This is a genomic window from Flavonifractor sp. An100 (assembly GCF_002161175.1).
Lineage (GTDB): Bacteria > Bacillota > Clostridia > Oscillospirales > Oscillospiraceae > Lawsonibacter.
This window is the reverse complement of sequence record NZ_NFMA01000004.1, coordinates 29,218-53,614: the sequence shown is the minus strand read 5'-3', so window position 1 is coordinate 53,614 and position 24,397 is coordinate 29,218. Positions and strand designations below refer to the sequence as shown.

The following is a 24,397-nucleotide window of genomic DNA, read 5'->3' as shown; positions in this document are numbered from 1 at the left end:
GAAAGAAAGTAATTGATTCCGTATTGAAAAGAAAAAATTGACAAATTTGGAAGAAAGAGGTAATTATATATGGGGAAACTGTTTGGAACCGATGGGATTCGCGGCGTAGTCAATGCTGGACTGGATGCGGACCTGGCCTATAAGGTGGGGCTGGCTGCGGCGGAGGTGTTGGCCAAGGGGAAGAACCCGGGGGAAAAGCCTCTGGTGACCATCGGGAAGGACACCCGTATTTCCGGCGACCTGTTGAAGGGCTCCCTAATTGCGGGGCTTTGTACAGCCGGGGCCGACGTTTTGGATCTGGGTACACTGCCGACCCCCGGGGTGGCCTGGGTGACTGTGGATGAAAAGGCGGATGCTGGAATCGTCATTTCTGCCTCCCACAATCCCTTTGAACACAACGGCATCAAGATTTTTAACGGCCAGGGCTTTAAGCTCTCCGATGAGCTGGAGGAGAAAATTGAGGATATCGTTCTCTTTGGCCACAACGACGTCCACCGCAAGACCCATGGGGAAATCGGCAAGGTGAGCTATGTGGCCCCCAAGGCTTCTGAGGACTATATTGATCACCTGGAGAGCACCATTGACTCCACCCTTGGCGGTCTGCGTATTTTGGTGGACTGCGCCAACGGGGCGGCGTCCGCCACTGCCGCCCGGCTGTTTGACCGCTTTTCCAAGCTGCGTACCGACGTGATTAATGCCGATCCCGATGGAATCAACATCAATGATAAGTGTGGGTCCACGCATATGGATGCTTTGGCGGCCATGGTGAAGGCGGGCGGCTACGACCTGGGTCTGGCCTTTGATGGGGACGCCGACCGCTGTCTGGCAGTGGATGAGAACGGCGCTCTCATTGACGGAGATCAGATCATGGCAGCTTGTGGCCTGGATATGAAATCCAAGGGAAAGCTGCCCGGAAATACCATTGTGGCTACTGTGATGTCCAACTTGGGCCTGCATGTCTATACCAAGGAGCGTGGCATCAATCTGGAGTGTACCAGTGTGGGTGACCGCAATGTGCTGGAACGGATGCTGGAAAAGGGGTATGCCATCGGCGGTGAGCAATCGGGGCATATGATTTTCCTGGAGCATGCCACCACTGGAGACGGACAGCTCACCGCCCTTCAGATGCTGGCGTTGTTGAAGGAGAGCGGGAAAAAGGCGTCCGAACTGTTTGGCCCCTGTCCCCGGTATCCCCAGGTACTCATTAACATCCCTGTGGCGGACAATGATGTGAAGAAGGCTGTTATGGCCAGCCAGGAACTGGCTCAGGCGATTGAGAAAGAGGAGAAGGCCCTGGGCGGCGAGGGTCGGGTGCTGGTGCGGCCCTCCGGAACAGAGGCCCTGATGCGGGTTATGGTAGAGGCCAAGACCCAGGAAATCGCCCAGACGGTGGCCCAGCGGTTGGCTGATTTGATTTCCGGCCTATAAAAATTTTGACGATTGAGGACGGATTTTGCGGGTATGGAAGATTGAACAAAATTTTTCCATGAAACCCTTGACAAATCCGGTGATTTTGTTTATTATGTTCAATAACCGCAGTATAAGTAAGCAAGATAACCAAACAGATATTCCCACTGATGAAAGCCTGTGTTCCCTTGTGGCCCAAGGGGATAGCCAGGCGGAGGCGGAATTAGTCTGTCGATATGGCCGATTAGTGCGAGCTTGCGCCCGGCCGCTGTTTTTAGCCGGTGGCGACAGTGAGGACCTGATTCAGGAAGGAATGCTGGGTCTGCTTACCGCGATTCGGGGCTTTGATCCCAGTCGTGATACGGCTTTTCGTACCTATGCGGAAATTTGTATCCGCAGTCGTCTGCTCTCTGCGGTTCGGGCGGCTCAGGGCGGGAAGCATGCACCATTAAATCACAGTGTCTCTTTTGAACCCCCTCTTTTTGATGGAACCAACGCGCACCTGTTTTCTAGTGTTGAGAGCCCGGAGGACGTCATCATCGGCAGGGAGGAACTGAGAGAGCGACTCGACGCTCTAAAGGGCCAGCTGTCTGAGCTCGAAGCAAACATTTTACCACCCTACCTGAACGGTCTCTCCTGCGGTGAGATTGCCCATCTGGTAGGCCGCTCCCAAAAGTCGGTGGACAACGCAATTCAGCGGATCCGGCGAAAGATGGCGCGGCAATTTTCATCCGGCGTATCCAGCGAGAGCTGATCGCAATATTACAACCGCCCGACAAATTTCTGTCTGGGCAACAGTCAAAGAGAGGGAAAATCCATGTACGAAGACAAGATCCTGGTATGCAAAGAGTGCGGCAACGAGTTCACCTTTACCGCTGGTGAGCAGGAGTTCTATGCGGAGCGCGGCTTCCAGAACGAACCCCAGCGCTGCAAGGCCTGCCGTGACGCCCGCAAGAACGCTGCCCGCGGCCCCCGTGAGTATTTCACTGCCGTTTGTGCCGCTTGCGGCGGTGAGGCTAAGGTTCCCTTTGAGCCCAAGTCTGACCGTCCTGTCTACTGCAGCGAGTGCTTCGCCAAGATGCGTGAGCAGCAGGGCTAATTAAAAATATTTGCCAGAAAAAAGGGCGCCCAATCGGGCGTCCTTTTTCTTCCAATTAACGGAAATATTAGTGTTTCATGCAGACGGGAATAAATTCACAGAAAATCCATTGCAAATTGTCGCAGGGTAGGATATACTATCACCATCCCAAAGAAAAATGGAGGAATCCTAACTATGACCATTACCAAGGACACCATTATCGGTGATATTCTGACCATTGCACCCCAGACCGCTCCCTTGTTTATGGGCATCGGCATGCACTGCCTGGGCTGCCCGGCCTCTCGCGGCGAGACGGTGGAGCAGGCCTGCATGGTCCATGGGGTCGAGGTGGACGACCTGCTGGCGAAGGTCAATGAAATGATCGCGGCTGGCAACTGATGCAAAGGGAGGGCAGGGGCGGAGCTTCCGCCCCTGCCTTTTTCTGATTAAAACCCGAGGATGGGTCAGACGGAGGAGGAGCAGCAGATGAACAGACGGATCGAACTGTCGCCCCGGCTGCGCATGGTGGCGGAGCTGGTCCCGCAGGGGGCGCAGCTAGCCGATGTGGGTACCGATCACGCCTATCTCCCGGCAGCCTTACTGCTGGAAGGAACTATTGCTTCGGCGATTGCTGCTGACCTGCGGCAAGGGCCTCTAAGCCGTGCCAAGGCCACTGTGCAGACCTATGGACTCACAGGACGGATTGGCTTTCGGCTGTGTGACGGTCTGAAGGGAATCCGGCCGGAGGAGGCCAATGTCGTGGTCATTGCGGGAATGGGGGGAGAGACAATCGCCGATATCCTGTCGGCCGCCCCCTGGACTAGGGAGCCGGGAAAAACTCTCATTTTACAGCCCATGTCCACCATGTCCGATCTGCGGAGATGGCTGTGGGAAAACGATTATCAGATCCTGGAGGAACGGTTAGCTAGGGAGGGGGATACCCTATATACCGCCCTCTTGGTATCTGGAGGACAGATGGCCCCCATGACCCAGGCAGAGCTCTGGGTTGGCCGAAACACCCCAGATCCCCTGCGTGGCATGTGGCTGGAGCAGTGGATAGGAAAAGTGGAACGGGCGCTGGAGGGATTGCGGAAGGCAAAGCAGGAACAGGCTGCCCCTCGGCGAAAGAAGCTGGAGCAGGTATTGTCCGGACTACAGGATATGAAGAAGGAGTGGGATACATGGCAGTAATACAGGATATCTACAACTATTTGGATGAAGTGGCCCCCTTTTCCACTCAGCTTGAGTTTGACAATGCAGGCTTTCTGGTGGGGCGGAGTCAGGCGCCGGTAGAGCGAATTTTGGTTGCGCTGGATATTACCCAGGCGGTGGTAGAAGAGGCGGCGGACCGGGGCTGTTCCCTGATTGTGTCCCACCATCCCGTGATTTTTCACCCGGTGAAAGCAATGACCGACCAGACTGTGACCGGCCGGATTTTGTTGTCTCTGGCCGAGCAGGGGATTGGGGCCATCTGCGCCCATACCAATCTGGATGCGGCTCAGGGGGGCGTTAATTGCTGCCTGGCCCAGGCCCTTGGGCTGCAGGAGATCGACCAGCTCCACCCCGATGGGGTGGATGCGCAAGGGCGTCCCTATGGCATCGGACGGGTGGGCCGTGCCCATCGTAGCGGCCTGAGCGCGGCTGATTATGCCGCTTTCGTGAAAGAAAAGTTGGGAGCGGCCTCGGTGCGCTATGTGGAGGGCGGACGAGCAGTGGAACGGGTGGCCGTGGGCGGCGGCTCTTGCGGCTCTATGCTGGAGGATGCGGTGGCTGCTGGCTGTGATACCTTTGTCACGGCAGATGTGAAGTATGACCAGTACCTCCAGGCCAAGGCCCTGGGGATCAGCCTTATGGATGCCGGCCACTACGCCACGGAGAACGTGGTGTGTCTGCCTTTGGTGGAACAGTTGGCACAGCACTTCCCGTCTGTTGAGGTTCTGCTGTCGGATTGCCATCGGGAGGTATACCGGGGGATTTAAGGGAGTAAAATGTGGGGTAAATTGAAAAAATACCTTGCAATTTGAATTGACCTGTGGTAAACTACCTTAGTCTGAAAACGGGTGCTCCTCTGCGGTCCCCGCCAAGTGATGTGGGGAAGAAGACCGGTATGAACACCTATATAACAGGAGGAACGACAAAATGGATCTGATGCAGGCTTTTACTGAGAAGTACAAGAAGGCTGAGCCCCCCGTTGTGGAGGTCGGCGACACCGTTCGGGTACACCTGAAGGTTAAGGAAGGAAACCGTGAGCGTATCCAGGTCTTTGAGGGCACTGTGATCGCCAAGAAGCACGGCGGTATTGAAGAGACCTTTACCGTCCGCCGCATCTCTTACGGCATCGGTGTGGAGAAGGTTTTCCCTGTCCACGCTCCTTCCATTGAGAAGATCGAGGTCGTGCGTCACGGCAAGGTCCGCCGCGCCAAGCTGTATTACCTGCGCAACCGCGTAGGCAAGGCTGCCAAGGTCAAAGAGGCCCTGTAATCCATGAAAAGGAGCGGTGGAAGCCGCTCCTTTCTTTTTCACCGTTTTGGAGCAGAAAGGAGGCATTTGAGTGAACATACAGTGGTATCCCGGTCACATGACAAAAACCCGCCGCCAGATTGAGGGCGACCTGAAAAATGTGGACATTGTGGTGGAGCTGATCGATGCCCGCATTCCGGTGTCCAGCCGAAATCCGGATATTGACAGCATCTGCGCCGGAAAGCCCCGGCTGATTGTGCTCAACCGGGCCGATCAGGCGGACCCGGCCATGAATGCCAAGTGGACGGCCTTTTTTAAGGGACAAGGACATGCCGTGCTGGAGACGGACGCCAAAACCGGCCGAGGCGTGAATCAATTTTCTCCGGTCATCCAGGGGGTATTAAAGGACCAGATCGCCAAGTGGAGAGAGAAGGGCCAGGTGGGCCGTCCGGTGCGGGCGATGGTGGTGGGAGTGCCCAATGTGGGGAAGTCCACCTTTATCAATAAAGTGGCCCGAAAGAAGTCGGCCAAGGCCGGAGACCGGCCGGGAGTGACCCGGGGGAAACAGTGGGTCAATGTGGACCAGTCCTTGGATCTGCTGGACACGCCCGGGATTCTGTGGCCCAAGTTCGAGGATGAGACCATTGGGCTTCACCTGGCCTTCACCGGGGCGGTGAAGGACGAAATTATGGATGTGGAGACCCTTGGTTGCCACTTTATGGCTCTGTTGGCCCGGTGGTATCCGGAGGCTCTGATCAGTAGCTATAAGCTCACCGCCTTGCCCCAGCGGGAGGAAGAAGAAAATGACGTAGCCTATGGCTACCGCCTTTTGGAGACCTGTGCCCAAAAGCGGGGAATGCGGATTTCCGGAGGGGAATTTGATACTGAGCGCATGGCCCGGGTGCTGTTAGACGAGTACCGCGGTGGAAAGCTGGGACGGTTTACCCTGGAAGGACCGGATGGGGGAGAGAGCCTGGAAGCGTAGGGAGGCTGAGGGATATGGATCTATGGCAATATGAGCGGCAGGCCCGGGAAGAGGGCTATCGCCTGGTCTGCGGCTGTGATGAAGCGGGAGCGGGGCCTCTGGCCGGTCCCGTCTATGCTGCTGCGGTTGTCCTTCCTTATGGGGAGGAGATCCCGGGGGTGAATGACTCCAAAAAGCTGACGGAGCGCAGGCGGGAGGAGCTGTTTCCGGTCATTCAGGAGCGGGCCTTAGCCTGGTCGGTGGCCTGGGTGGACGCGGAGGAGATTGATCGCACCGATATCCTCAGCGCCCGGATGAAGGCTATGCAGCTGGCCATGGATGGCCTGCCGCAGCCCCCGGATTTTGCCCTCATCGACGGGAATCGAGACAAGGGACGCTCCTTTACCCTGACCACACCCCACCGCTGTGTGGTAAAAGGGGACAGCCAGTCTGCCTCCATCGCCGCTGCGTCCATCTTGGCCAAGGTGAGCCGGGACCGGTTTATGCTGGAGGTGGCCCAGCGTTACCCTCAGTACCAATTTGAGCGCCACAAGGGCTACGGTACCAAGCTCCACTATCAGCTGCTGCGCACCTATGGCCCCAGTCTAATCCACCGCCGGACCTTTTTAAAGAACCTATGAGCGGGCGGGAGAGTCAGACCCTGGGCCACTGGGGAGAGGACCTGGCGGCAGAGGAGCTGCGCAAGCAGGGCTGCCGCATCCTCAGTCGGAACTGGAAGTGCCGGATGGGGGAGCTGGATTTGGTGGTGGAGGATGGAAGATACCTCTGCTTTGTGGAGGTCAAACTCCGAAAGAGCAGCGCCTATGGCACGGCAGGAGAGGCGGTGGACGGTCGGAAACAGCATAAGCTGTATGTGGCCGCCCAGCTCTACCTCCAGCGTCATCCCACCTCCCTCCAGCCCCGATTCGACGTGGTGGAAATTGAGGCTCCACAGGGGATGGACACAAAGGCCCCCAGGGTCCGCCGCATAGAAAATGCCTTTTGACTCAGCGTCGAAAACGGCCATTTTTCCGGGAATCACTTGACCTTCCGGACGGAAGCTGGCATAATTGTAACATTATGAGCCCGGCACCCATGGACGGCGCACTGTGGGCAATCGGAGAAGTAACATAGATAGGAAGGATCAACATGCAATACATCAGCACGCGAGACGGGGCAGCCCGATTCACCGCGTCCCAGGCCATTACTCAGGGCCTGGCCAGCGACGGCGGTCTGCTGACTCCCTTTTATATCCCGAAGCTGCCGGGGAAAGCTCTGGAAGATCTGAAGGATATGGCCTATCAGCACCGGGCGGTGTACATCATGAAGCAGTTTTTGGAGGAGTTCTCCGTCAAGGAACTGACGGATTTCGCCGCCGCTGCCTACGGCCCAGAAAAGTTTGATACCCCTGCGGTGGCTCCGGTCCATACGTTGGACGGTACCACCCACTGCCTGGAGCTGTGGCATGGACCCACCTGTGCCTTTAAGGACATGGCCCTGCAGATGCTGCCCCACCTGCTCACCGCCTCCCTGGTGAAAACAGAGGAGTTTAAAACGGTTTGCATCCTGGTGGCCACCTCGGGCGATACCGGTAAAGGGGCTCTGGAGGGCTTCAAAAACGTGCCCAAGACCCGGATTTTGGTCTTCTATCCTAAGGACGGCGTGTCTCAGGTGCAGCAGCTGCAAATGATCACCCAGGAAGGGGACAACGTGGGTGTGGCCGCTGTGGTGGGCAACTTCGACGATGCCCAGACCGGAGTCAAGCGCCTGTTTTCCGACGAGGCCCTGCGGGAGGAACTGGCCCGGAAGGGATATTTCTTCTCCTCCGCCAACTCTATCAACTGGGGCCGGGTGCTTCCCCAGATCGTCTACTATGTCTCCGCCTACTGTGACCTGCTGCGGGATGGCGCCATTGAGCCGGGCCAGAGCATCAATGTCTGTGTGCCCACCGGCAACTTCGGCAACATTTTGGCTGCCTATTACGCCCGGGAGATGGGTGTGCCCATTCAAAAGCTGATTTGCGCTTCTAACCAGAACGATGTGCTCACCGATTTTATCCGTACCGGGATTTACGACCGCAACCGCACCTTCTACCACACCATGTCCCCCTCCATGGACATTCTGATCTCCTCCAACCTGGAGCGGCTGCTGCTGTCTCTGACCCAGGATGTGGAGGAAGTAAAGGGCTACATGGAGCAGCTGAACGCCACAGGGCGGTATGAGGTGTCGGACCGGGTAAAGGGGAAGTTACAGAAGCTGTTTTACGGCTATTGCTGCGACGACAAGGAGACCCAGGCAGTGATTGGCCGGGTATACCGTCAGCATGACTATCTCATCGATCCCCACACGGCGGTGGCCTTCTCCGCTCTGGAGCAGTACCGGAAGGAGACGGAAGACAACACCCCCTGCGTGGTGGTTTCCACAGCCAGTCCCTTCAAGTTCTGCGACAGCGTGCTGGGGGCTCTGGGCGCTGAGACAATCGCGGAGGGACTGGACGCGCTGGATCAGCTGTCCCAGCTGACCGGCCTGCCCGCTCCCGCTCCTCTGGCCGGCCTGCGGGACAAGGCGGTCCGCTTCACCCAGACGGTGGAGAAGGACCACATGGTGGACGCGGTGCGGTCCATGTTGGTGTAACGGGATGGCCCTTTACGCGATTGGCGATACCCATCTCTCCCTGGGCAGCGATAAGCCTATGGATGTGTTCGGCGGAGGCTGGATGGGTTATGTAGACAAGCTGCGCCAGGGGTTTTCGTGCGTAGAGGCGGAGGATGCCGTGGTGCTGTGCGGCGATTTGTCCTGGGGTATGAGTCTAAACGAAGCCCGGGAGGACTTTGCCTTTCTAGACAGTCTGCCTGGGCGGAAGCTGCTGATGAAAGGTAACCACGACTATTGGTGGACCACCGCCTCCAAGATGAACCAGTTTTTTAAGGAAAACGGGTTTTCTACCCTGGAAATTTTACACAACAACTGCCATATCTATGGAGAGGTTGCCCTGTGTGGAACCAGGGGCTGGTTTTACGAGGAGGACCGGGGAGAGCACAGCGCCAAAATTTTCAACCGGGAGCTGATCCGGCTGGAGGCGTCTCTGAAAGCGGGTGGGGAGCGGGAGAAGTTCTGTTTCCTTCACTACCCGCCGCTGTACCAGGGCTACCGCTGTCAGGAGATCATCGATCTCATGGAGCGCTACGGGGTGAGCCGGTGTTACTACGGCCATCTCCATGGGGGAAGCCACCGTCTGGCCATTTCCGGGCGGCAGGGGACAGTGGAATACCACCTGGTAGCGGCGGATTATTTGGGGTTTCGGCCGGAAAAAATCCTTCCCTAGGGAAAATTTCATGGAAATTTCTTAAAAATACTCTGGTCAAATAGACAGATATCTGATAGAATATCGTGGCGAAAGTAAAAAGGCGCGGTTTGACCCTGCAAAGGCAGCCCGCGTCCACAGGAGGAATTTGGACAAATGAAGGTCACCAGCGTTGAGAAAAAAGAAAAGAGCACGGTCGAGCTGACCATCCAGGTTGAAGCGGAAGAGTTTGAGACCGCGGTACAGCAGGCCTATTTGAAGAACCGCAGCAAGATCAACGTCCCCGGCTTCCGTAAGGGCAAGGCTCCCCGGAAGATCATCGAGGGTATGTACGGCTCCGGTGTATTTTATGAAGACGCCATCAATGCAGTTTATCCTGGTGCCTATGAGCAGGCCGTCAAGGAGCAGAACCTGGACGACGTGGGCTACCCCAAGATGGAGATCGTTGAGGCCGGCAAGGACGGCTTCACCTTCAAGGCTCTGGTCTCTGTCCGCCCCGAGGTGAAGCTGGGCGAGTATAAGGGTCTGACCGCTCCCAAGGAGGAGGTCAAGGTCACCGAGAAGGACATCGATGAGGAGATGAAGCCCTACGTGGACCGTGCCACCCGTCTGGTCAGCGTCAAGCGCAAGGCCAAGAAGGGCGACACCGCGGTCATCGACTTTGAGGGCTTTGACAACGGCACCCCCTTTGAGGGCGGCAAGGGCGAGAACTACGAGCTGAAGCTGGGCTCCGGCTCCTTCGTTCCTGGCTTTGAGGATCAGATCATCGGCATGAAGGCCGGTGAGGAGAAGGATCTGGACATCACCTTCCCCGAGGACTACCACGCTGATCTGGCCGGTAAGGCTGTGGTCTTCCACGTGAAGGTCAACGAGGTCAAGGAGCCCCAGACCCCCGAGCTGGACGACGAGTTTGCCAAGGACGTCTCCGAGTTTGAGACTCTGGAGGCCTTCCGCAAGGATCTGGGCGAGAAGCGGACCAAGCGTCTGGAGGCCCAGGCCCAGAACGACTTTGAGAACGCTGTGATGGAGCAGCTGGTGGAGAACATGGAGTGCGAGATCCCTGACGGCATGGTGGAGGTCCAGCTGGATAAGCTGATGGACGACTATGCTATGCGGATGCAGAGCCAGGGCATCTCCATGGACGACTACATGAAGATGATGGGCATGACCCCTGAGATGATGCGCGCCTCTGCCCGTCCCTCCGCTCTGCGCCAGGTCCAGATCGAGCTGGCTCTCACCGCTGTGGCGGATGCCGAGCAGCTCCAGGTCTCTGAGGAGGAGATCGAGGCGGAGATCAACCGTCTGGCTGAGCAGTACGGCCTGAAGGCGGAGCAGGTGAAGGCTGCCGTTCCCACTGCCGATCTGACCAAGGACCTGCGCCTGAAGAAGGCCAGCGAACTGGTCATCGCCGAGGCCAAGGTGGGCAAGGCCAAGAAAAAGGCCGCTAAGAAGGCCGACGAGGAGGGGGCTGAGGGCGAAGAGAAGCCCAAGCGTACCCGCAAGAAGAAGGCTGACGAGGCGGAGGAGCCCAAGGCTGAGTAAGCAAGCGCATCACAACCCGAGGCAGCGTTCTGCTGCCTCGGGTGCGTGTGTATTAGAAGGGGAGAGGACTCCAAAGGCTGGAGACAACGGTTTCCTTTGGAATGGGAGGAATTGTTTTCCCCTGGGACGGTTATACTTGGGTATCACCGTTTGAAAAAAAGGAGTATTGTTTATGAGTTTAGTTCCCTATGTAGTCGAGCAGACCAACCGAGGCGAGCGGTCCTATGATATTTTTTCCCGTCTGCTCAATGACCGGATCATTATGCTCTCTGAGGAAGTCAATGACACCACTGCCTCCCTGGTGGTGGCTCAGCTTCTTTATCTGGAGGCCCAGGACCCGGACAAGGACATTCAGTTTTACATCAACAGCCCCGGCGGTTCGGTAACGGCCGGTATGGCGATCTACGATACCATGCAGTATGTTAAGTGCGATGTGTCTACCATCTGCATCGGCATGGCGGCCTCCATGGGGGCCTTCCTGCTGTCCTCCGGAGCGAAGGGCAAGCGTTTGGCCCTGCCCAACGCGGAGATCATGATTCATCAGCCCTCTGCCGGGACGCAGGGCCAGATCACTGATATGGCCATCCACCTCAAGCGGCTGGAGATTGTGAAAAAGCGCATGAACCGCATTTTGTCGGAGAATACTGGTAAGTCCATGGAAGTGGTTACCGCCGACTGTGAGCGCGACAACTTTATGACTGCCCAGGAGGCCATGGAGTATGGCCTGATCGACAAGGTGATTGAGCATCGCTGATTCACCGGCGCAAATCCATGGGCGGAACGGGGAGCCCCTTGGAGTTTCAGGGGGCGAACCGATGTAAATTGACGAGGTGTATCCATGGCTCGAAACGACGAGAAGAAAAATATCCGCTGTTCCTTCTGCGGCAAGCACCAGGATCAGGTCCGGCGCATCATTGCCGGTCCCGGCGCCTACATCTGTAATGAATGTGTCCAGCTTTGTATGGGCATTTTGGATGACGGCTATGATCCGGTGGAGGAAGTGGAGGATGACCGCGGAGTCCCCGATGTGATCCCCACGCCACAGGAGATCCACGGGGTTCTGGATCAGTATATCATCGGCCAGCAGCGGGCGAAGGTAGCGCTTTCCGTGGCCGTTTACAATCATTATAAGCGCATCTACTTTGGCGGAGCTGAAGATGTGGAGCTGCAGAAGAGCAACATTCTGCTCATGGGCCCCACTGGCTGCGGAAAGACCCTCTTTGCCCAGACTCTGGCCCGGGTGCTAAAGGTGCCCTTTGCCATTGCGGATGCTACCACCCTGACGGAAGCGGGCTATGTGGGTGACGACGTGGAGAATATTCTCCTGCGCCTGGTCCAGGCCGCCGATTATGACATTGACCTGGCTGAGCGGGGCATCATCTACATTGATGAGATGGATAAGATCGCCCGCAAGAGTGAGAATACCTCCATCACCCGAGATGTCTCCGGCGAGGGCGTGCAGCAGGCTCTGCTGAAGATTCTGGAGGGTACGGTGGCCAACGTTCCGCCCCAGGGAGGACGCAAGCACCCCCATCAGGAATTTATCCAGATCGACACCAAGAACATTCTGTTCATCTGTGGTGGCGCCTTTGACGGCATTGATAAAATCATTGAAAATCGCTTGGATAAGCGGACTATGGGCTTCGGAGCAGAGATCCAGAGCAAGAAGGAGCGCAATGTGGGCCAGCTGATGAGCGAAATTCAGCCCCAGGACCTGTTGAAGTTTGGGATTATCCCTGAGCTGGTGGGCCGTCTGCCGGTGATCACCACCCTGGAATCCTTGGACCGGGACCAGATGGTCCAGATTCTCACTGAGCCCAAAAACGCGCTGGTGAAACAGTACCAAAAGCTGCTGGAGTATGACCAGGTGGAGCTGGATTTCAGCCGGGATGCTCTGGAGGCCGTGGCAGACCGGGCGGTGGCCCGGGGAATCGGAGCCCGCGGTCTGCGGGCGGTTCTGGAGGAGCTCATGACCAAGATCATGTATGATGTGCCCTCTGATCCTACCATCGTAAAGGTCTCCATCACAGCGCCCTGCATTACCGACGGAGCGGCGCCGGAGGTTACCCGGGACCCGGAACGGAACCAGCGCCCCAAATTGGGCAAGGCGTCCCTGCGGGCGGAACGGGGAGGACTCCCCGGGACCCACGCGGGATAACATACGATTTCAATTCTACAAAACGCCCCGCGGTGCCCCCGGAACGGCGGGCCCGGGGCGTTTTTTTCTTACCTGCGAAAGGAAGTGAAACCATATGAGTAAAGAATGGGATTTGTTGCATACCAGCACCATGCCGGTGATTGCCCTGCGGGGGCTAACGGTCTTCCCCAATGTGTTGATCCATTTTGAGGTGGCCCGGGATATCTCCATCAAAGCCCTGGAGGAAGCCATGACGGCGGGAAGTCCGGTATTTCTGGTGGGACAAAAGGATATTTCCGTGGATGCCCCTGGCAAGGATGATCTCTACGCAGTGGGTACCATTTCCAATGTACGCCAGATTCTCCGCATGCCCGGCGACAATGTCCGGGTGATGGTGGAGGGACAGTCCAGAGGCCGCATGCTGGGATTGATGCGCACCGAACCCTACCTGGAGGCAGAGGTGCAGGAGATCGCGGAGGCTGAGGCGCCAGCCAAGGGCAGCGCGAAAACAGAGGCGCTGATGCGGGCCACCTACGAACTGTTCCAGCAGTACACGGAGCTGGCTCCCAAGGTATCTCCCGATCTGCTCATCCATGTGCTGGCCAGCCAGGACCCCGGCCATATTGCAGACTACATCGCCCAGAACATTGCCATGCGCAACAGCGACAAACAGGCAATTCTGGAGGAATTGCGCCCGGTGCGGCGGCTGGAAAAGCTCCACCGTCTGCTGGAGCGTGAGGTGGAGATCCTGTCCCTGGACGCCGAGATTCAGAATAAGGCCCGGGAGCAGATTGCCGGCCATCAGCGGGACTACTACCTCCGGGAGCAGCTCAAAGCCATCCAGAATGAGCTGGGTGAGGGAGAGGGCACCGATGAGTTTGAGGAATACCGGGAAAAAATCGCCAAGGCCAAGCTGCCAGACGGGGTGCGGGAGAAGCTGAATAAAGAGCTGAGCCGCTTGACCAAGCAGCCCTTTGGGTCCTCGGAGGCCACGGTGCTGCGCAGTTACCTGGATGTGTGTCTGGAGCTGCCCTGGGGCGTGACCACCAAGGAAAAGGTGAACGTGGCGGCGGTGAAAAAGGCGCTGGACCAGGATCACTTTGGCTTGGAGAAGGTCAAGGAACGTATTTTGGAGTTCGTGGCGGTCAAGCAACTGGCACCTCAGCTTAAAGGGCAGGTTCTGTGTCTGGTAGGTCCTCCTGGTGTGGGTAAAACCTCCATCGCCATGTCCATGGCCCGGGCCATGAACCGGAAGCTGGCCCGGATCTCTCTGGGCGGTGTCAGTGATGAGGCGGAAATCCGGGGACACCGGAAGACCTATGTGGGGGCCATGCCTGGGCGGATTATTTCCGCCATTAACCAGGCGGGCAGCTGTAACCCGCTGATCCTGCTGGATGAGATCGATAAGCTGGGCCATGACCACCGGGGTGACCCGGCCTCCGCTCTGCTGGAGGTCCTGGATGGGGAGCAGAACAGCACCTTCCGGGACAACTTCCTAGAAATCCCCTTTGATCTGTCTGAGGTCATGTTTATCACCACGGCCAATACCACAGAGACCATTCCCCGTCCGTTGTTGGACCGGATGGAAGTGATTGAGCTTTCCAGCTACACCGACGAGGAGAAGCTCCAGATTGCCAAGAAGCACCTGCTGCCTAAGGAGCTCAAGCGCCATGGCCTGAGCCGGCAACAGCTGAAGGTATCCGATGGAGCCATTCGGGAGATCATCGCCTCCTATACCCGGGAGTCTGGTGTGCGAGTTTTGGAGCGGAATCTGGCGGCCCTGTGCCGGAAATCTGCAATGAAGATCGTAGCTAATAGTGTAAAGTCTATTCACATTACAGAAAAGCAACTTCAAGAATTCTTAGGCGCGCCCCGGTACTACCCCGAACGGCAGGTGCTGGAGGAGCGGGTAGGCGTGGTCAATGGCCTGGCCTGGACCTCCGTGGGCGGTGAACTGCTGGAGGTGGAGGTCAATGTGGTGCCCGGCTCGGGCAAAGTGGAGCTGACGGGAAATCTGGGAGACGTGATGAAGGAGTCTGCCCATGCTGCACTGAGCTACATCCGAAGCCAGTCGGACCGGCTTGGAATCTCGGTTGATTTTTACAAGGAAAAGGACATCCATGTCCACTTCCCGGAGGGCGCCGTCCCCAAGGACGGGCCGTCGGCGGGCATTGCTATCACCACCGCCATGGTCTCCGCCCTGACCGGGACGCCGGTGCGCCGGGGGATTGCCATGACGGGAGAGGTTACTCTGCGGGGCCGGGTGCTCCCCATTGGAGGGCTGAAGGAAAAAACCATGGCTGCCTTCCGCAATGGAATTAAGACGGTCATTATCCCAGCGGATAACGGCAAGGATCTGGAAGAAATTGATCAGACCGTGCGCAAAGCCCTGCAATTTGTCCTGGTGGAGCGAGCGGATCAGGTGTTGTCCCAGGCCCTGCTGCAGCCACTGCCGGTGGTTGGACAGGGGGAACCTTCCCAGCAGAAGACAGGGGAGGAGCCGGTGATTCCGGAGCTGGTGGCCCCGAACAATACCCGTCCGGCTGCCCGGCTTCGTCAGTGAGAGGTGCGGGATGGCTGTCAATTTACAAAAAGCGGAGTTTATTCTCTCTGCCGCCTCACCCAAGGATTTTTTGCGGGATGGTTTGCCCCAGGTGGCCTTTGCCGGGCGTTCCAACGTGGGAAAGTCTTCGGCCATAAACCGGCTTTTGAACCGGAAAAATTTTGCCCGGGTGGGGGCTGCGCCTGGAAAGACCGTCCACATCAATTATTTTAAAATTGATGGCACCTTTTATCTGGTGGATTTGCCCGGTTACGGCTATGCCAAGGTCTCAAAGGAAGAACGGGACCGGTGGGGCAGGCTGATGGAAGATTACTTTGCCCAGCCCGACCAAATGACCTTGGGCGTTATGATCGTGGATGCCCGCCATAAGCCCACTGCTGACGACTGCACCATGGCAGAGTGGTTTCGTGCCACAGGCTGCCCCCTTGTGGTGGTGGCCAATAAGCTGGATAAGCTGAAAAAACGGGAAATTGAGCCCAATTTGCAGCTGATTCGACAGACGCTACAGCTGGATGATTCCACCTGTGTGATTCCCTTTTCCGCGGAGAAGGGGGACGGACGGCAGCAGCTGTTGGACCAGATCTTTTCTCATATTACTCCCAGGGGTTAAAAAAACCGTGTATCCGGAAGGATACACGGTTTTTTTACGGACCTTTTACGAATCAACCAGAATTGCGTTGGGATAGATATGCTCCATGCGGCTGTCTGGAAACCGTTCATCCAAAAATGTGCCTAAGTTGGTTTGCGGGGGATTCTCCATGGTATGCCGCTGGGTGTAGCGGCCCAGAGCGAGGCAGGAAATGGCAATGTTAAAGACCATAAACAGCAGCATGACCCAAGTGAGGACCTTTCCCACAGAGATGGGGAGCCGTTCAATCCAGCCGGAGAGCAGGGGGTAGATTACCTTAAGCCAGACCACCGAAGCGATTCCCCAGAAAAAGCAGTAGAGAAGGTTGATGCGCCCACCCAAGTTGAAGGGGAGATGGCTGTAGTCCCAAAATACCGTACCAAACACCAATTCCGTGAAGACGGAGCAGGCGTACTCGTAAGCGCCGCCAACAACGGTACCAATGAAAAATATGTAGCCGTCGCTGCGGTGACGGTATTTATACAGTAAAGCGGTGAGAAGAACGGCGCCCAGCCCCCAAACGATGGAAAAGGGGCCGTAGACAACACTGCTTCGACTCATCCAAACACCGGCTGTGGCGCGGCAAAACAGAGTTTCAATGATGTCACCTAAAAATGCGCCCAGGAAAAACAGACAGGCCAGCTTATAAAAGCAGCACCCCTGGGCAAATACCGTTGCCCGTTCCTTGTGAGGGAGCTGGGCGGCCCGCTGCTGTAGCTGCTCCCGCTCCAGGCTGGGATATGCCCTGGCCATACGGCGCTGGACATAGCGGGTGACGGTGTTATCCAGGGCATTGGTCATCCAGCGCAGGCGTCTGGAAATGCCGCTGGGGCCCTTCAAGCTACCGTTGAGCTGTAAGAGAGCGGCAGTGGAGCTGATCAAATCGCCGGCCAGTATACAAAAAATGACCAACAGAATAATGCGGCCAATGCGCTCTGGAAACAAGGACAGCAGGCGCAGGAGCAGTGGATTTCCTACAAAGATGCAGAATAGGGCGCTCAGGCCCCAGAGAAGGGCGTATTTCAGGCAGATATGGCCCTCAAATTGAAACCGCTCCTGGGAATAATCCCACCACTTTTGTCGAAAAATCCGTTCCAGTAAAATGCCTGTGAACAGTTCCAGACCAGTGGCCAAAATCATGCCGAACAAAAACAGAAAAAAGGGGTCCTCCCGCAGTTCAGGGAGGAAAATCGCAAAAAGCACACCAGCTAAGCCATAGACAGGGGAAAAGGGGGTATTTAAAAAGCCGCGGTTAAGCAGACGCCCCTTTTTGGCGGCAGCCAGTGCCGTTTCACACAGCCAGCCCAAAAAGGCATAGGCCAGAAAGAACCAGAGAAGCTGATAAAATGTAAAGTCCATAGGATACTCCTTGCGTGGCCGCAGAAGCGGCGATAAAATTGGATGGCCATAATCCTACCACAGCTGGAGGACGTTGGCAAGGGAGGGCTGAGTGGAAGGGAAATGTTCCTTGTAATTGGGTTCATATTTTGCTATAATATAATCTGTTAAGCTATTGCTTTGCGGCCGAATTTTGTACAAGCCTCGTGGCGAAACGGGGAGTTGGGAGAGGGAAACGATCCCGGAGAGGCCCGTACACAGAAGAACGATGAAAGCCGCGAGAGGAGATGAGCGGGTGGAAGGACCCATTTACCGCCTGGAAGGGGTGGTGAAGGCCCGGGAGGAAAATATGGAGGACTTTGTAGGGCCTTTAGACCTGATCCTTCATCTGCTGGGAAAGAACAAAATGGAGATCAAGGATATTCAGATCTCCCTCATTTTAGACCAATATCTGGAGTGGATGGACCGAAGAAAGGAGTTGGATCTGGAGGTTGCCAGTGAATTTGTCACTATGGCCTCCCACCTGATCTACATCAAAACCCGCATGCTCCTTTCCATCGACGATGAGGAGGCCATCAGCGAGATGGAACAGCTCATCGCCACGTTGGAGGCCCATCAGCGCAATGAGAATTATTTAAAAATCAAGCAGGTGGTCCCGCTTTTGGATGAGCGGTACCGCTATGGTAGAGACTATCTGGTAAAAGTGCCGGAGGCCATTCAGCCCGATCGGACCTACCGCTATGTCCACGAAAAGGAGGACCTGTACCGAGCCATTACTGGGGTGCTCAACCGTTCGGAGCAGCGTCTGCCGCCTCCGGTTTCCGCCTTCCAGGGCATTGTGGGCCGGGAACCCTATCCGGTGTCGGATAAAGCAGGGGAGATCGTGCGCAGACTTATTCACTTTGGGGTGACCCGTTTTCGGGCGCTGTTCAAAGGGAGCCGGAGCCGGTCAGAGGTGGTGGCCACTTTTTTGGCGGTGTTGGAGCTGTGTAAAGCCAGACGCATCCATTTGGCCGGCACAGAGGAGGATTGTACTGTAACCTGCACCGGGACGGAGGAGACTCCGGTGGAGATTACGGCCGATCGGGGAGAAGACGGGAGGGATGGGGCATAGAAATCAAGGAATTGGAGTCGGCGCTGGAGGGCGTATTGTTTGCCGCCGGTGAGCCGGTGGCGGTGGAACGGCTTTGTCTGGGGCTGGAAGTGGATCGGCCCACGCTGGACGCTGTGGCCCAGCGTCTGATGGACCAGTACAGCTACGACCGGAGGGGAATCCGGCTGGTCAAGCTGGATACCAGCTATCAGCTGTGTTCCGCCCCGGAATTTGCTCCCTATATCCGAAAGACTCTGGAGAGCCGAAAGCCTGCCAGGCTGTCCCAGCCCGCCTTGGAGGTGTTGGCGGTGATCGCCTACTATCAGCCGGTAACCAGGGCGTATATTGATCAGGTCCGGGGAGTGGACAGCGCCTATACCGTGGGTCTGCTGCTGGAGCGGGAGCTGATTGAGGAGGCGGGCCGCTTGGCGGTACCCGGCCGGCCGACGCTGTTTCGTACCACGAAGAACTTCCTGCGCTCCTTTGGCCTTTCCAGCTTGGAGGAGCTGCCGGAGCTGCCGGATTCCTCCAAGGAGGGGGAACAGCTCACGCTGGAGCTGGAGACAGCAGTGGAGCGTTTGAAGGCACAGGAGCAGGAGGAGCAGGAGGCTCCGGTCCATCAGGAGTCTGAGCTATGACAGCGGTAGTTGTCCTGGCTGTTGTTGCCCTGCTGCTGGTCATTCTGGCTCTGCTTCCCGTTGGATGTCAGGTGGAGTATGGTGCCTCTGGCCTGTTGGTTTGGGCCCGTGTGGGGCCGCTGCGTATCCCGGTTTTTCCCTGGAAAGAGAAAAAAAAGAGTCCGGAAAAAGCAAAGAAAAAGCCTGCAAAAGGGACGCCCAGAGAAAAAAAACCAGCAGCCGCACCTGCGCCGCAGCCGTCTCTGGGAGACCGGGTGGGGGGAGCGCTGGAATATGTTCAGGCCCTGCTTCCGGTGGTGATCGAGGCGGCGGGACGGTTTTATCATAAGCTGAGGGTGGATCATTTGGAGCTGGAACTGACTGTGGGTACGGCCGACCCGGCAGATGCGGCTCTGGCTTACGGCAAGGCAAATGTGGTGCTGGCCTCTCTTTGGGAGCCGTTGACGAGCGCCTTCCATGTCAAGGATGGGACGGCCCGGATACAGGTGGACTTTAACGGGGGCGGCACAAAGGTATATGGTACAGCGACCCTGTCTATCCGAGTGGGACAAGGGGTATACCTTGGAGTAGTATATGGCCTAAAGGCTCTGAAAACCTTCTTGCGCGTGCGGGAGGAACAAGCATCAGCAAAACAGGAGAGAAAGGCGGCCTGAAACGATGGAAAAGAGCAATCCCTTAAAAGATTTGATGCAGACTACCCTGGAGCATGTCAAGGCTCTGGCGGATGCCAATACCATTATCGGCACCCCAATCCAGGCGGAAGGGGTGACGCTGATCCCCGTTTCCCGACTGTCCCTTGGAATTGCAGGGGCGGGAACGGAATTTTCCACGAAGAAGCAGGCTCCTTCGGAGAGCAACTTCGGCGGCGGGAGCAGTGCAGGGGCAAAGCTGGAGCCCGTGGCCTTTTTGGTGGTGCGGGATGGCACAGTAAAGTTGCTGCCCGTGGCTCCCGGCCCAGCCAGCACCGTGGATCGGGTGATTGAGGCGGTCCCTGAGGTAGTGGACAAGGTAACCGATTTTATCGAACGCCGCCAGGAGAAGAAGGCCCAGGAGGCCGATTTTGTGTCGGAATAAGCAACCAGTCAGAAATTTCCCGCCATAAAAGAAGAAACGGCACCGCATACTAACGGCACTTTGATGGATTAGGGAAGGTGACCGTGGATGAAACGTATGTATGCCGTGCTGTTTGCGGCGCTTTTGGTGGCTGGGATGGTTCCGACGGCGGCCGCAGTGGATACCAGTGCCTCCTCCATGGTGCTGATGGACGCTGCCAGCGGGCGGGTACTATGCCAGTCGAATGCCCATGAACGCCGGCCCATTGCCAGCATTACCAAGCTGATGACGGCCCTGGTAGCGCTGGAGTCTGGGCACGATTTGGAGGAGGAGGTCACCATCGATCCGGCCTGGACGGGGGTGGAGGGCTCCTCTCTCTATTTGCGTGCGGGAGAGACAATTTCCCTGAAAGCGCTGCTGTATGGCTTACTGCTGCGCTCGGGTAACGACGCGGCCATTGCCGTGGCGGGCTACTGCGCAGGCAGTGTGGAGGCCTTTGTGGGGCGGATGAATGAGAAAGCCGCCCAACTGGGGATGAAAAACAGCCACTTTGCCAACCCCAATGGACTGGACGAAGAAGGACACTACTCCACCGCCTATGATATGGCGCTGCTGGGACAGGCTTGCCTACAACAGGAGCAGCTGAGGGAAATGATGGCCACAAAATCCATCACTTTCGATCAGCGGGTCATGACCAACCATAACAAGCTGCTGTGGCGGTATGACGGCTGCATCGGGATGAAGACTGGATACACGGAGAAGTCAGGGCGTACCCTGGTCTCTGCAGCAGAGCGGGATGGGCTGACACTGGTCTGTGTGACCTTAAACGACCCCAACGACTGGGCGGACCACGCTGCTTTATTTGATTTTGGGTTTGAGACTTACCGGGCAGAGCGGCCGCTTGAAGCCGGCCAGCCTGTGGGGTATCTACCTGCGGTCAATAGCCTGGTGCCGGTATGTCCCATTGTAGCCCAGTACGATGCGGTGCTGTGTGTGGGAGCGGGGGAGCAGGTAAGCCAGGAGCTGACCCTCACAAAAGAGGTCCTGGAGGCTCCGGTTCCTGTAGGCACGGAAGTAGGCGAGGTGGTGATCCGGGTGGATGGAGTGGAATGTGCCCGGGTCTCCCTGGTGACGGGACAGCAGATGCCTGACAACCTGGCACCCCACCAGGGATTTTTAGGATGGTGGTTTCAGACGCTGGCCGGGTAACAGAGAAGAAACGAGAAATGGAGGGGAGCAGATGGAGGAGCGACTGCAAAAGCTGATTTCCGCCTGTGGCTTAGCCTCCAGGAGGACAGCGGAGGAGTGGATTATAGCCGGGCGGGTCACGGTGAATGGACAGCGGGCCCAATTGGGGGATAAGGCGGATCTGGACCGGGATCGGGTGGAGGTGGATGGCCGTGCATTGACCCCGGGGGGAGACCGGGTTTACTTGATGCTGCATAAGCCCCGGGGCTATGTGACTACCCTGTCCGACGAGAAGGGCAGAAAAACAGTAGCCGCCCTGGTGTCCGACTGTCCAACACGGGTGTGGCCGGTGGGCCGGCTGGATATGGATTCGGAAGGGCTGTTGATCATGACAGATGATGGCGCCCTCACCAACCGCCTGCTCCATCCCAGCCATGAGGTGGAGAAGGAATATCTGGTCTGGGTAACCGGTGACGTGAAGCGGGCAGTACCGGTGTTGTCAACGCCTATGGAACTGGACGGAGAACGGCTCTTTCCGGCCCGGGTGCGGCAGGGGAGGAGCAGCGGGGGAGTGACCCAGCTGTCCATCGTCATTCATCAGGGCAAGTACCGTCAGGTCCGGCGGATGTGTGCCCATGCGGGTTTGACGGTCCTGCGCCTGAAGCGGGTGCGGGAGGGTGGACTGAACCTGGACCGCACGCTAAAGCCCGGCCAGTGGAGATATCTGACCCCTCAGGAGGTCCTATCCCTGTCTCATCTGGAAGAAAAGGGATAAAATGAATTTTATTGGGAAATCCCTTGCATTTTTTTGCGGTTCAGAGTAATATGAATTAGAATGTCCTCTATAATGAAGCAAATAAGCCAGGAGATGAGCGTCTGATGAATCATGACATCCTTACTTTGATCCAGGGGAATATGCCTACATTTTCCAAGGGACAAAAGCGGATTGCCAATTTCATTCTGGAATCTTATGATAAAGCGGCCTTTATGACCGCCAGCCGGCTAGGCAAGCGGGTGGGCGTCAGTGAGTCTACAGTGGTGCGCTTTGCTGCGGAGCTGGGGTATCAGGGCTATCCAGATATGCAGAAATCGCTGCAGAAGATGATTCGGAACCGCCTGACCTCGGTGCAGCGCATCGAGGTGACCAATGACCGGCTGGGGGACCAGGATCTGCTGTCCATGGTGCTCCAGTCTGACATTGAGAAGATCCGCCTCACCTTGGAGGAGTTGGATCGGGATAGCTTTGAGAAGGCGGCCGAGGCCATTGTGTCGGCACGAAAGATCTACATTATGGGGGTGCGCTCCTCCGCTGCCATTGCGACTTTCCTGACCTTTTACTTTAATCTTATTTTTGACAATGTGGTGGAGGTCTCTGCCAACACGGCCAGCGAAGTGTTTGAACGCCTGCTCCGGGTAGGAGAGGGAGATGTGGTCATCGGCGTTAGCTTCCCCCGGTATTCTAGCCGGACGGTCCAGGCCATGAATTTTGCCCGGGACCGGGGGGCTACTACCATTGCCATCACCGACAGCGAGGCGTCTCCGCTGGCCCCTCTGGGTACTTATCTTTTGAAGGCGCGCAGTGATATGGCGTCCTTTGTAGACTCCTTGGTAGCGCCTCTCTCCCTGATCAATGCCCTTCTGGTGGCGGTGAGCCAGAAGAAGAATGACGATTTGGCGGCCACCTTCCAGAATCTGGAGCGGATCTGGGAGGAATACGGCGTGTATGAGAAGGTGCAGGAGTGACGGAACAGAAGGCCTATTCACTGGTTGTGATCGGCGGGGGAGCGGCTGGGATGATGGCCGCAATTACTGCGGCTCGGGAAGGCTGCTCGGTCTGCCTGGTGGAACGCAATGAAAAAGTGGGCCGTAAACTGTACATCACGGGCAAGGGCCGGTGTAATGTGACAAATCACTGCTCAGCTCAGGAGGTGCTCGCCGCTGTTCCTCGGAATGGCCGTTTCCTTTACAGTGCCATGAACCATACCCCGCCGGAGTTTGTGGAAGAGTTTTTCCGCAGTCTGGGAGTTCCCTTAAAGGTGGAGCGAGGGAACCGGGTGTTTCCTCAATCGGACCGTTCCGCTGATGTGATTGACGGTCTATACATGGAGCTGCGCCGCCTGCGGGTGCCCATCCTCCATGCCCGCGCAAAGCGGCTGTTGTCCTGTGAGGGTGCGGTCACAGGAGTGGGGACGGACCAAGGGGTAATATTCTGTAAAGCGGTTATCCTTTCTACTGGTGGGGCTTCCTACCCGGCCACTGGTTCTACTGGGGACGGATATGGGATGGCGGAAGAGATGGGACATACCATTGTTCCCCCGGTTCCGTCCTTAGTACCCTTGGAGTCGCCGGACCCCTTCTGCGCCGCCATGCAGGGGCTAGCACTGAAAAATGTGAAGCTGACCGTGCGAAATGGTAAGGGGAAAGTCCTCTACCAGGAGCAGGGGGAAATGCTGTTTACCCATTTTGGGCTGTCCGGACCGCTGGTGCTGTCAGCCAGCGCCCATATGCGGGAGATGGGGAAGGAGTCTTACCGCCTGTCTATTGACCTAAAACCCGCCTTGGAGGAGGCCACTTTGGATGCCCGTCTGGTGCGGGAGCTCATTGCCAACGCCAACCGGGATATGGCTAATGTACTGGGAGCACTGGCGCCACGATTGATGGTTCCAGTGCTGTTGGAGCGGGCGGAGATTCCGGGGGAGCGGAAGGCCCATGATTTGACAAAGGGGGAGCGCCGCCGCCTGGTGGAGATGTTCAAGCACTTTACCGTACAGGTGCGTGGACCGCGCCCCATTGCTGAGGCGATTGTGACCTCAGGTGGGGTAAAGGTGGGAGAGGTTGATCCCAAGACCATGGCCTCCAAACGGGTATCAGGGCTGTTTTTAGCTGGAGAACTGCTGGATGTAGATGCGTATACGGGAGGATTTAACCTCCAAATTGCCTGGGCCACCGGTCGGGCGGCCGGAGAGGGCGCAGTCCAGTTTTTGGAGCTGGGGCAGCATTAGAA

Annotated in this window: 26 protein-coding genes; 25 read left to right on the top strand and 1 reads right to left on the bottom strand. The window is 57.0% G+C overall.

Translation table 11 applies throughout. From position 1 onward, the window contains the following. Positions 1-69: 69 nt before the first annotated feature. The 17 genes from glmM to yihA all read left to right on the top strand — a co-directional run bounded on the left by glmM (position 70) and on the right by yihA (position 16,065). Complete coding sequence (gene glmM, locus B5E43_RS03635; RefSeq protein ID WP_087393743.1) at positions 70-1,428, top strand: phosphoglucosamine mutase; 1,359 nt, start codon at positions 70-72, stop codon at positions 1,426-1,428. Positions 1,429-1,486: 58 nt separating this feature from the next. Beyond that, on the top strand, positions 1,487-2,161 hold the full coding sequence (locus B5E43_RS03630) for a sigma-70 family RNA polymerase sigma factor (RefSeq protein ID WP_242964695.1): 675 nt from the start codon (positions 1,487-1,489) through the stop codon (positions 2,159-2,161). 63 nt (positions 2,162-2,224) lie between these two features. Then, complete coding sequence (locus B5E43_RS03625) at positions 2,225-2,506, top strand: zinc-ribbon domain containing protein (protein ID WP_087393741.1); 282 nt, start codon at positions 2,225-2,227, stop codon at positions 2,504-2,506. A gap of 174 nt (positions 2,507-2,680) precedes the next feature. Further along, positions 2,681-2,884, top strand: a complete 204-nt coding sequence (locus B5E43_RS03620) for a DUF1858 domain-containing protein (protein WP_087393739.1) — start codon at positions 2,681-2,683, stop codon at positions 2,882-2,884. An 87-nt stretch (positions 2,885-2,971) separates the two neighbouring features. Then, positions 2,972-3,676, top strand: coding sequence for a class I SAM-dependent methyltransferase (locus tag B5E43_RS03615; protein WP_087393737.1), 705 nt, complete (start codon positions 2,972-2,974; stop codon positions 3,674-3,676). After that, positions 3,667-4,464 (top strand): Nif3-like dinuclear metal center hexameric protein, encoded by a 798-nt coding sequence (locus tag B5E43_RS03610; RefSeq protein WP_087393735.1) that lies wholly within the window; start codon positions 3,667-3,669, stop codon positions 4,462-4,464. The genes B5E43_RS03615 and B5E43_RS03610 overlap by 10 nt, the downstream gene beginning before the upstream one ends. Positions 4,465-4,624: 160 nt before the next feature. Then, the gene (gene rplS / locus B5E43_RS03605) at positions 4,625-4,966 is read left to right on the top strand and encodes a 50S ribosomal protein L19 (protein WP_087393733.1); all 342 of its coding nucleotides are present in this window, start codon (positions 4,625-4,627) and stop codon (positions 4,964-4,966) included. A gap of 70 nt (positions 4,967-5,036) precedes the next feature. Further along, positions 5,037-5,930: a ribosome biogenesis GTPase YlqF gene (gene ylqF, locus B5E43_RS03600; protein WP_087393731.1), complete on the top strand. Its 894-nt coding sequence runs from the start codon at positions 5,037-5,039 to the stop codon at positions 5,928-5,930. Positions 5,931-5,944: 14 nt separating this feature from the next. Further along, a complete protein-coding gene (locus B5E43_RS03595) occupies positions 5,945-6,550 on the top strand; it encodes a ribonuclease HII (protein WP_087393729.1) in 606 nt (201 codons plus the stop codon). After that, positions 6,547-6,915: a YraN family protein gene (locus B5E43_RS03590; protein WP_087393727.1), complete on the top strand. Its 369-nt coding sequence runs from the start codon at positions 6,547-6,549 to the stop codon at positions 6,913-6,915. Before B5E43_RS03595 ends, B5E43_RS03590 begins: the two co-directional genes overlap by 4 nt. A gap of 143 nt (positions 6,916-7,058) precedes the next feature. Continuing rightward, positions 7,059-8,543, top strand: coding sequence for a threonine synthase (gene thrC / locus B5E43_RS03585; protein ID WP_087393725.1), 1,485 nt, complete (start codon positions 7,059-7,061; stop codon positions 8,541-8,543). A gap of 4 nt (positions 8,544-8,547) precedes the next feature. Further along, positions 8,548-9,234, top strand: coding sequence for a metallophosphoesterase (locus B5E43_RS03580; protein WP_087393723.1), 687 nt, complete (start codon positions 8,548-8,550; stop codon positions 9,232-9,234). A 135-nt stretch (positions 9,235-9,369) separates the two neighbouring features. Continuing rightward, positions 9,370-10,755: a trigger factor gene (gene tig / locus B5E43_RS03575; RefSeq protein ID WP_087393721.1), complete on the top strand. Its 1,386-nt coding sequence runs from the start codon at positions 9,370-9,372 to the stop codon at positions 10,753-10,755. Positions 10,756-10,927: 172 nt separating this feature from the next. Further along, positions 10,928-11,509, top strand: a complete 582-nt coding sequence (clpP, locus tag B5E43_RS03570; RefSeq protein ID WP_087393719.1) for an ATP-dependent Clp endopeptidase proteolytic subunit ClpP — start codon at positions 10,928-10,930, stop codon at positions 11,507-11,509. Positions 11,510-11,593: 84 nt separating this feature from the next. Beyond that, positions 11,594-12,913, top strand: a complete 1,320-nt coding sequence (gene clpX, locus B5E43_RS03565) for an ATP-dependent Clp protease ATP-binding subunit ClpX (protein WP_087393717.1) — start codon at positions 11,594-11,596, stop codon at positions 12,911-12,913. A gap of 94 nt (positions 12,914-13,007) precedes the next feature. Further along, complete coding sequence (gene lon / locus B5E43_RS03560; protein WP_087393716.1) at positions 13,008-15,455, top strand: endopeptidase La; 2,448 nt, start codon at positions 13,008-13,010, stop codon at positions 15,453-15,455. 10 nt (positions 15,456-15,465) lie between these two features. Continuing rightward, the gene (gene yihA, locus B5E43_RS03555) at positions 15,466-16,065 is read left to right on the top strand and encodes a ribosome biogenesis GTP-binding protein YihA/YsxC (RefSeq protein WP_087393714.1); all 600 of its coding nucleotides are present in this window, start codon (positions 15,466-15,468) and stop codon (positions 16,063-16,065) included. A 45-nt stretch (positions 16,066-16,110) separates the two neighbouring features. Here yihA and B5E43_RS03550 read toward each other — a convergent pair whose 3' ends face one another. Then, a complete protein-coding gene (locus B5E43_RS03550) occupies positions 16,111-17,442 on the bottom strand; it encodes a putative ABC transporter permease (RefSeq protein WP_087393712.1) in 1,332 nt (443 codons plus the stop codon). Between the two features lie 274 nt (positions 17,443-17,716). Between B5E43_RS03550 and B5E43_RS03545 the strand changes: the two genes are divergently transcribed. The 8 genes from B5E43_RS03545 (at position 17,717) to B5E43_RS03510 (ending at position 24,395) form a co-directional block, all read left to right on the top strand. After that, complete coding sequence (locus B5E43_RS03545) at positions 17,717-18,535, top strand: segregation/condensation protein A (RefSeq protein WP_242964694.1); 819 nt, start codon at positions 17,717-17,719, stop codon at positions 18,533-18,535. Then, complete coding sequence (gene scpB / locus B5E43_RS03540) at positions 18,532-19,152, top strand: SMC-Scp complex subunit ScpB (protein ID WP_087393903.1); 621 nt, start codon at positions 18,532-18,534, stop codon at positions 19,150-19,152. The genes B5E43_RS03545 and scpB overlap by 4 nt, the downstream gene beginning before the upstream one ends. Further along, positions 19,149-19,805, top strand: a complete 657-nt coding sequence (locus tag B5E43_RS03535; RefSeq protein ID WP_087393710.1) for a DUF2953 domain-containing protein — start codon at positions 19,149-19,151, stop codon at positions 19,803-19,805. Before scpB ends, B5E43_RS03535 begins: the two co-directional genes overlap by 4 nt. 4 nt (positions 19,806-19,809) lie before the next feature. After that, positions 19,810-20,226 (top strand): spore germination protein GerW family protein, encoded by a 417-nt coding sequence (locus B5E43_RS03530; RefSeq protein ID WP_087393708.1) that lies wholly within the window; start codon positions 19,810-19,812, stop codon positions 20,224-20,226. An 87-nt stretch (positions 20,227-20,313) separates the two neighbouring features. After that, a complete protein-coding gene (locus tag B5E43_RS03525) occupies positions 20,314-21,414 on the top strand; it encodes a D-alanyl-D-alanine carboxypeptidase family protein (RefSeq protein ID WP_087393707.1) in 1,101 nt (366 codons plus the stop codon). A 31-nt stretch (positions 21,415-21,445) separates the two neighbouring features. Then, positions 21,446-22,168, top strand: a complete 723-nt coding sequence (locus B5E43_RS03520) for a pseudouridine synthase (protein ID WP_087393705.1) — start codon at positions 21,446-21,448, stop codon at positions 22,166-22,168. 104 nt (positions 22,169-22,272) lie between these two features. Continuing rightward, the gene (locus B5E43_RS03515) at positions 22,273-23,136 is read left to right on the top strand and encodes a MurR/RpiR family transcriptional regulator (RefSeq protein WP_087393704.1); all 864 of its coding nucleotides are present in this window, start codon (positions 22,273-22,275) and stop codon (positions 23,134-23,136) included. Next, positions 23,133-24,395, top strand: a complete 1,263-nt coding sequence (locus B5E43_RS03510; protein ID WP_275532984.1) for an NAD(P)/FAD-dependent oxidoreductase — start codon at positions 23,133-23,135, stop codon at positions 24,393-24,395. Before B5E43_RS03515 ends, B5E43_RS03510 begins: the two co-directional genes overlap by 4 nt. Positions 24,396-24,397: the final 2 nt, after the last annotated feature.

Excerpts from the sequence above, each read along its gene's own strand:
- B5E43_RS03590 (WP_087393727.1), top strand. The coding sequence starts at position 6,547 with ATGAGCGGGCGGGAGAGTCAGACCCTGGGCCACTGGGGAGAGGACCTG.
- thrC (WP_087393725.1), top strand. The coding sequence starts at position 7,059 with ATGCAATACATCAGCACGCGAGACGGGGCAGCCCGATTCACCGCGTCC.
- B5E43_RS03595 (WP_087393729.1), top strand. The coding sequence starts at position 5,945 with ATGGATCTATGGCAATATGAGCGGCAGGCCCGGGAAGAGGGCTATCGC.
- B5E43_RS03515 (WP_087393704.1), top strand. The coding sequence starts at position 22,273 with ATGAATCATGACATCCTTACTTTGATCCAGGGGAATATGCCTACATTT.
- B5E43_RS03550 (WP_087393712.1), bottom strand. The coding sequence starts at position 17,442 with ATGGACTTTACATTTTATCAGCTTCTCTGGTTCTTTCTGGCCTATGCC.
- tig (WP_087393721.1), top strand. The coding sequence starts at position 9,370 with ATGAAGGTCACCAGCGTTGAGAAAAAAGAAAAGAGCACGGTCGAGCTG.
- B5E43_RS03630 (WP_242964695.1), top strand. The coding sequence starts at position 1,487 with ATGAAACCCTTGACAAATCCGGTGATTTTGTTTATTATGTTCAATAAC.
- rplS (WP_087393733.1), top strand. The coding sequence starts at position 4,625 with ATGGATCTGATGCAGGCTTTTACTGAGAAGTACAAGAAGGCTGAGCCC.
- B5E43_RS03530 (WP_087393708.1), top strand. The coding sequence starts at position 19,810 with ATGGAAAAGAGCAATCCCTTAAAAGATTTGATGCAGACTACCCTGGAG.
- B5E43_RS03615 (WP_087393737.1), top strand. The coding sequence starts at position 2,972 with ATGAACAGACGGATCGAACTGTCGCCCCGGCTGCGCATGGTGGCGGAG.
- B5E43_RS03525 (WP_087393707.1), top strand. The coding sequence starts at position 20,314 with ATGAAACGTATGTATGCCGTGCTGTTTGCGGCGCTTTTGGTGGCTGGG.
- clpX (WP_087393717.1), top strand. The coding sequence starts at position 11,594 with ATGGCTCGAAACGACGAGAAGAAAAATATCCGCTGTTCCTTCTGCGGC.
- B5E43_RS03520 (WP_087393705.1), top strand. The coding sequence starts at position 21,446 with ATGGAGGAGCGACTGCAAAAGCTGATTTCCGCCTGTGGCTTAGCCTCC.
- clpP (WP_087393719.1), top strand. The coding sequence starts at position 10,928 with ATGAGTTTAGTTCCCTATGTAGTCGAGCAGACCAACCGAGGCGAGCGG.
- yihA (WP_087393714.1), top strand. The coding sequence starts at position 15,466 with ATGGCTGTCAATTTACAAAAAGCGGAGTTTATTCTCTCTGCCGCCTCA.
- B5E43_RS03610 (WP_087393735.1), top strand. The coding sequence starts at position 3,667 with ATGGCAGTAATACAGGATATCTACAACTATTTGGATGAAGTGGCCCCC.
- B5E43_RS03580 (WP_087393723.1), top strand. The coding sequence starts at position 8,548 with ATGGCCCTTTACGCGATTGGCGATACCCATCTCTCCCTGGGCAGCGAT.
- lon (WP_087393716.1), top strand. The coding sequence starts at position 13,008 with ATGAGTAAAGAATGGGATTTGTTGCATACCAGCACCATGCCGGTGATT.
- B5E43_RS03535 (WP_087393710.1), top strand. The coding sequence starts at position 19,149 with ATGACAGCGGTAGTTGTCCTGGCTGTTGTTGCCCTGCTGCTGGTCATT.
- B5E43_RS03620 (WP_087393739.1), top strand. The coding sequence starts at position 2,681 with ATGACCATTACCAAGGACACCATTATCGGTGATATTCTGACCATTGCA.
- B5E43_RS03625 (WP_087393741.1), top strand. The coding sequence starts at position 2,225 with ATGTACGAAGACAAGATCCTGGTATGCAAAGAGTGCGGCAACGAGTTC.
- glmM (WP_087393743.1), top strand. The coding sequence starts at position 70 with ATGGGGAAACTGTTTGGAACCGATGGGATTCGCGGCGTAGTCAATGCT.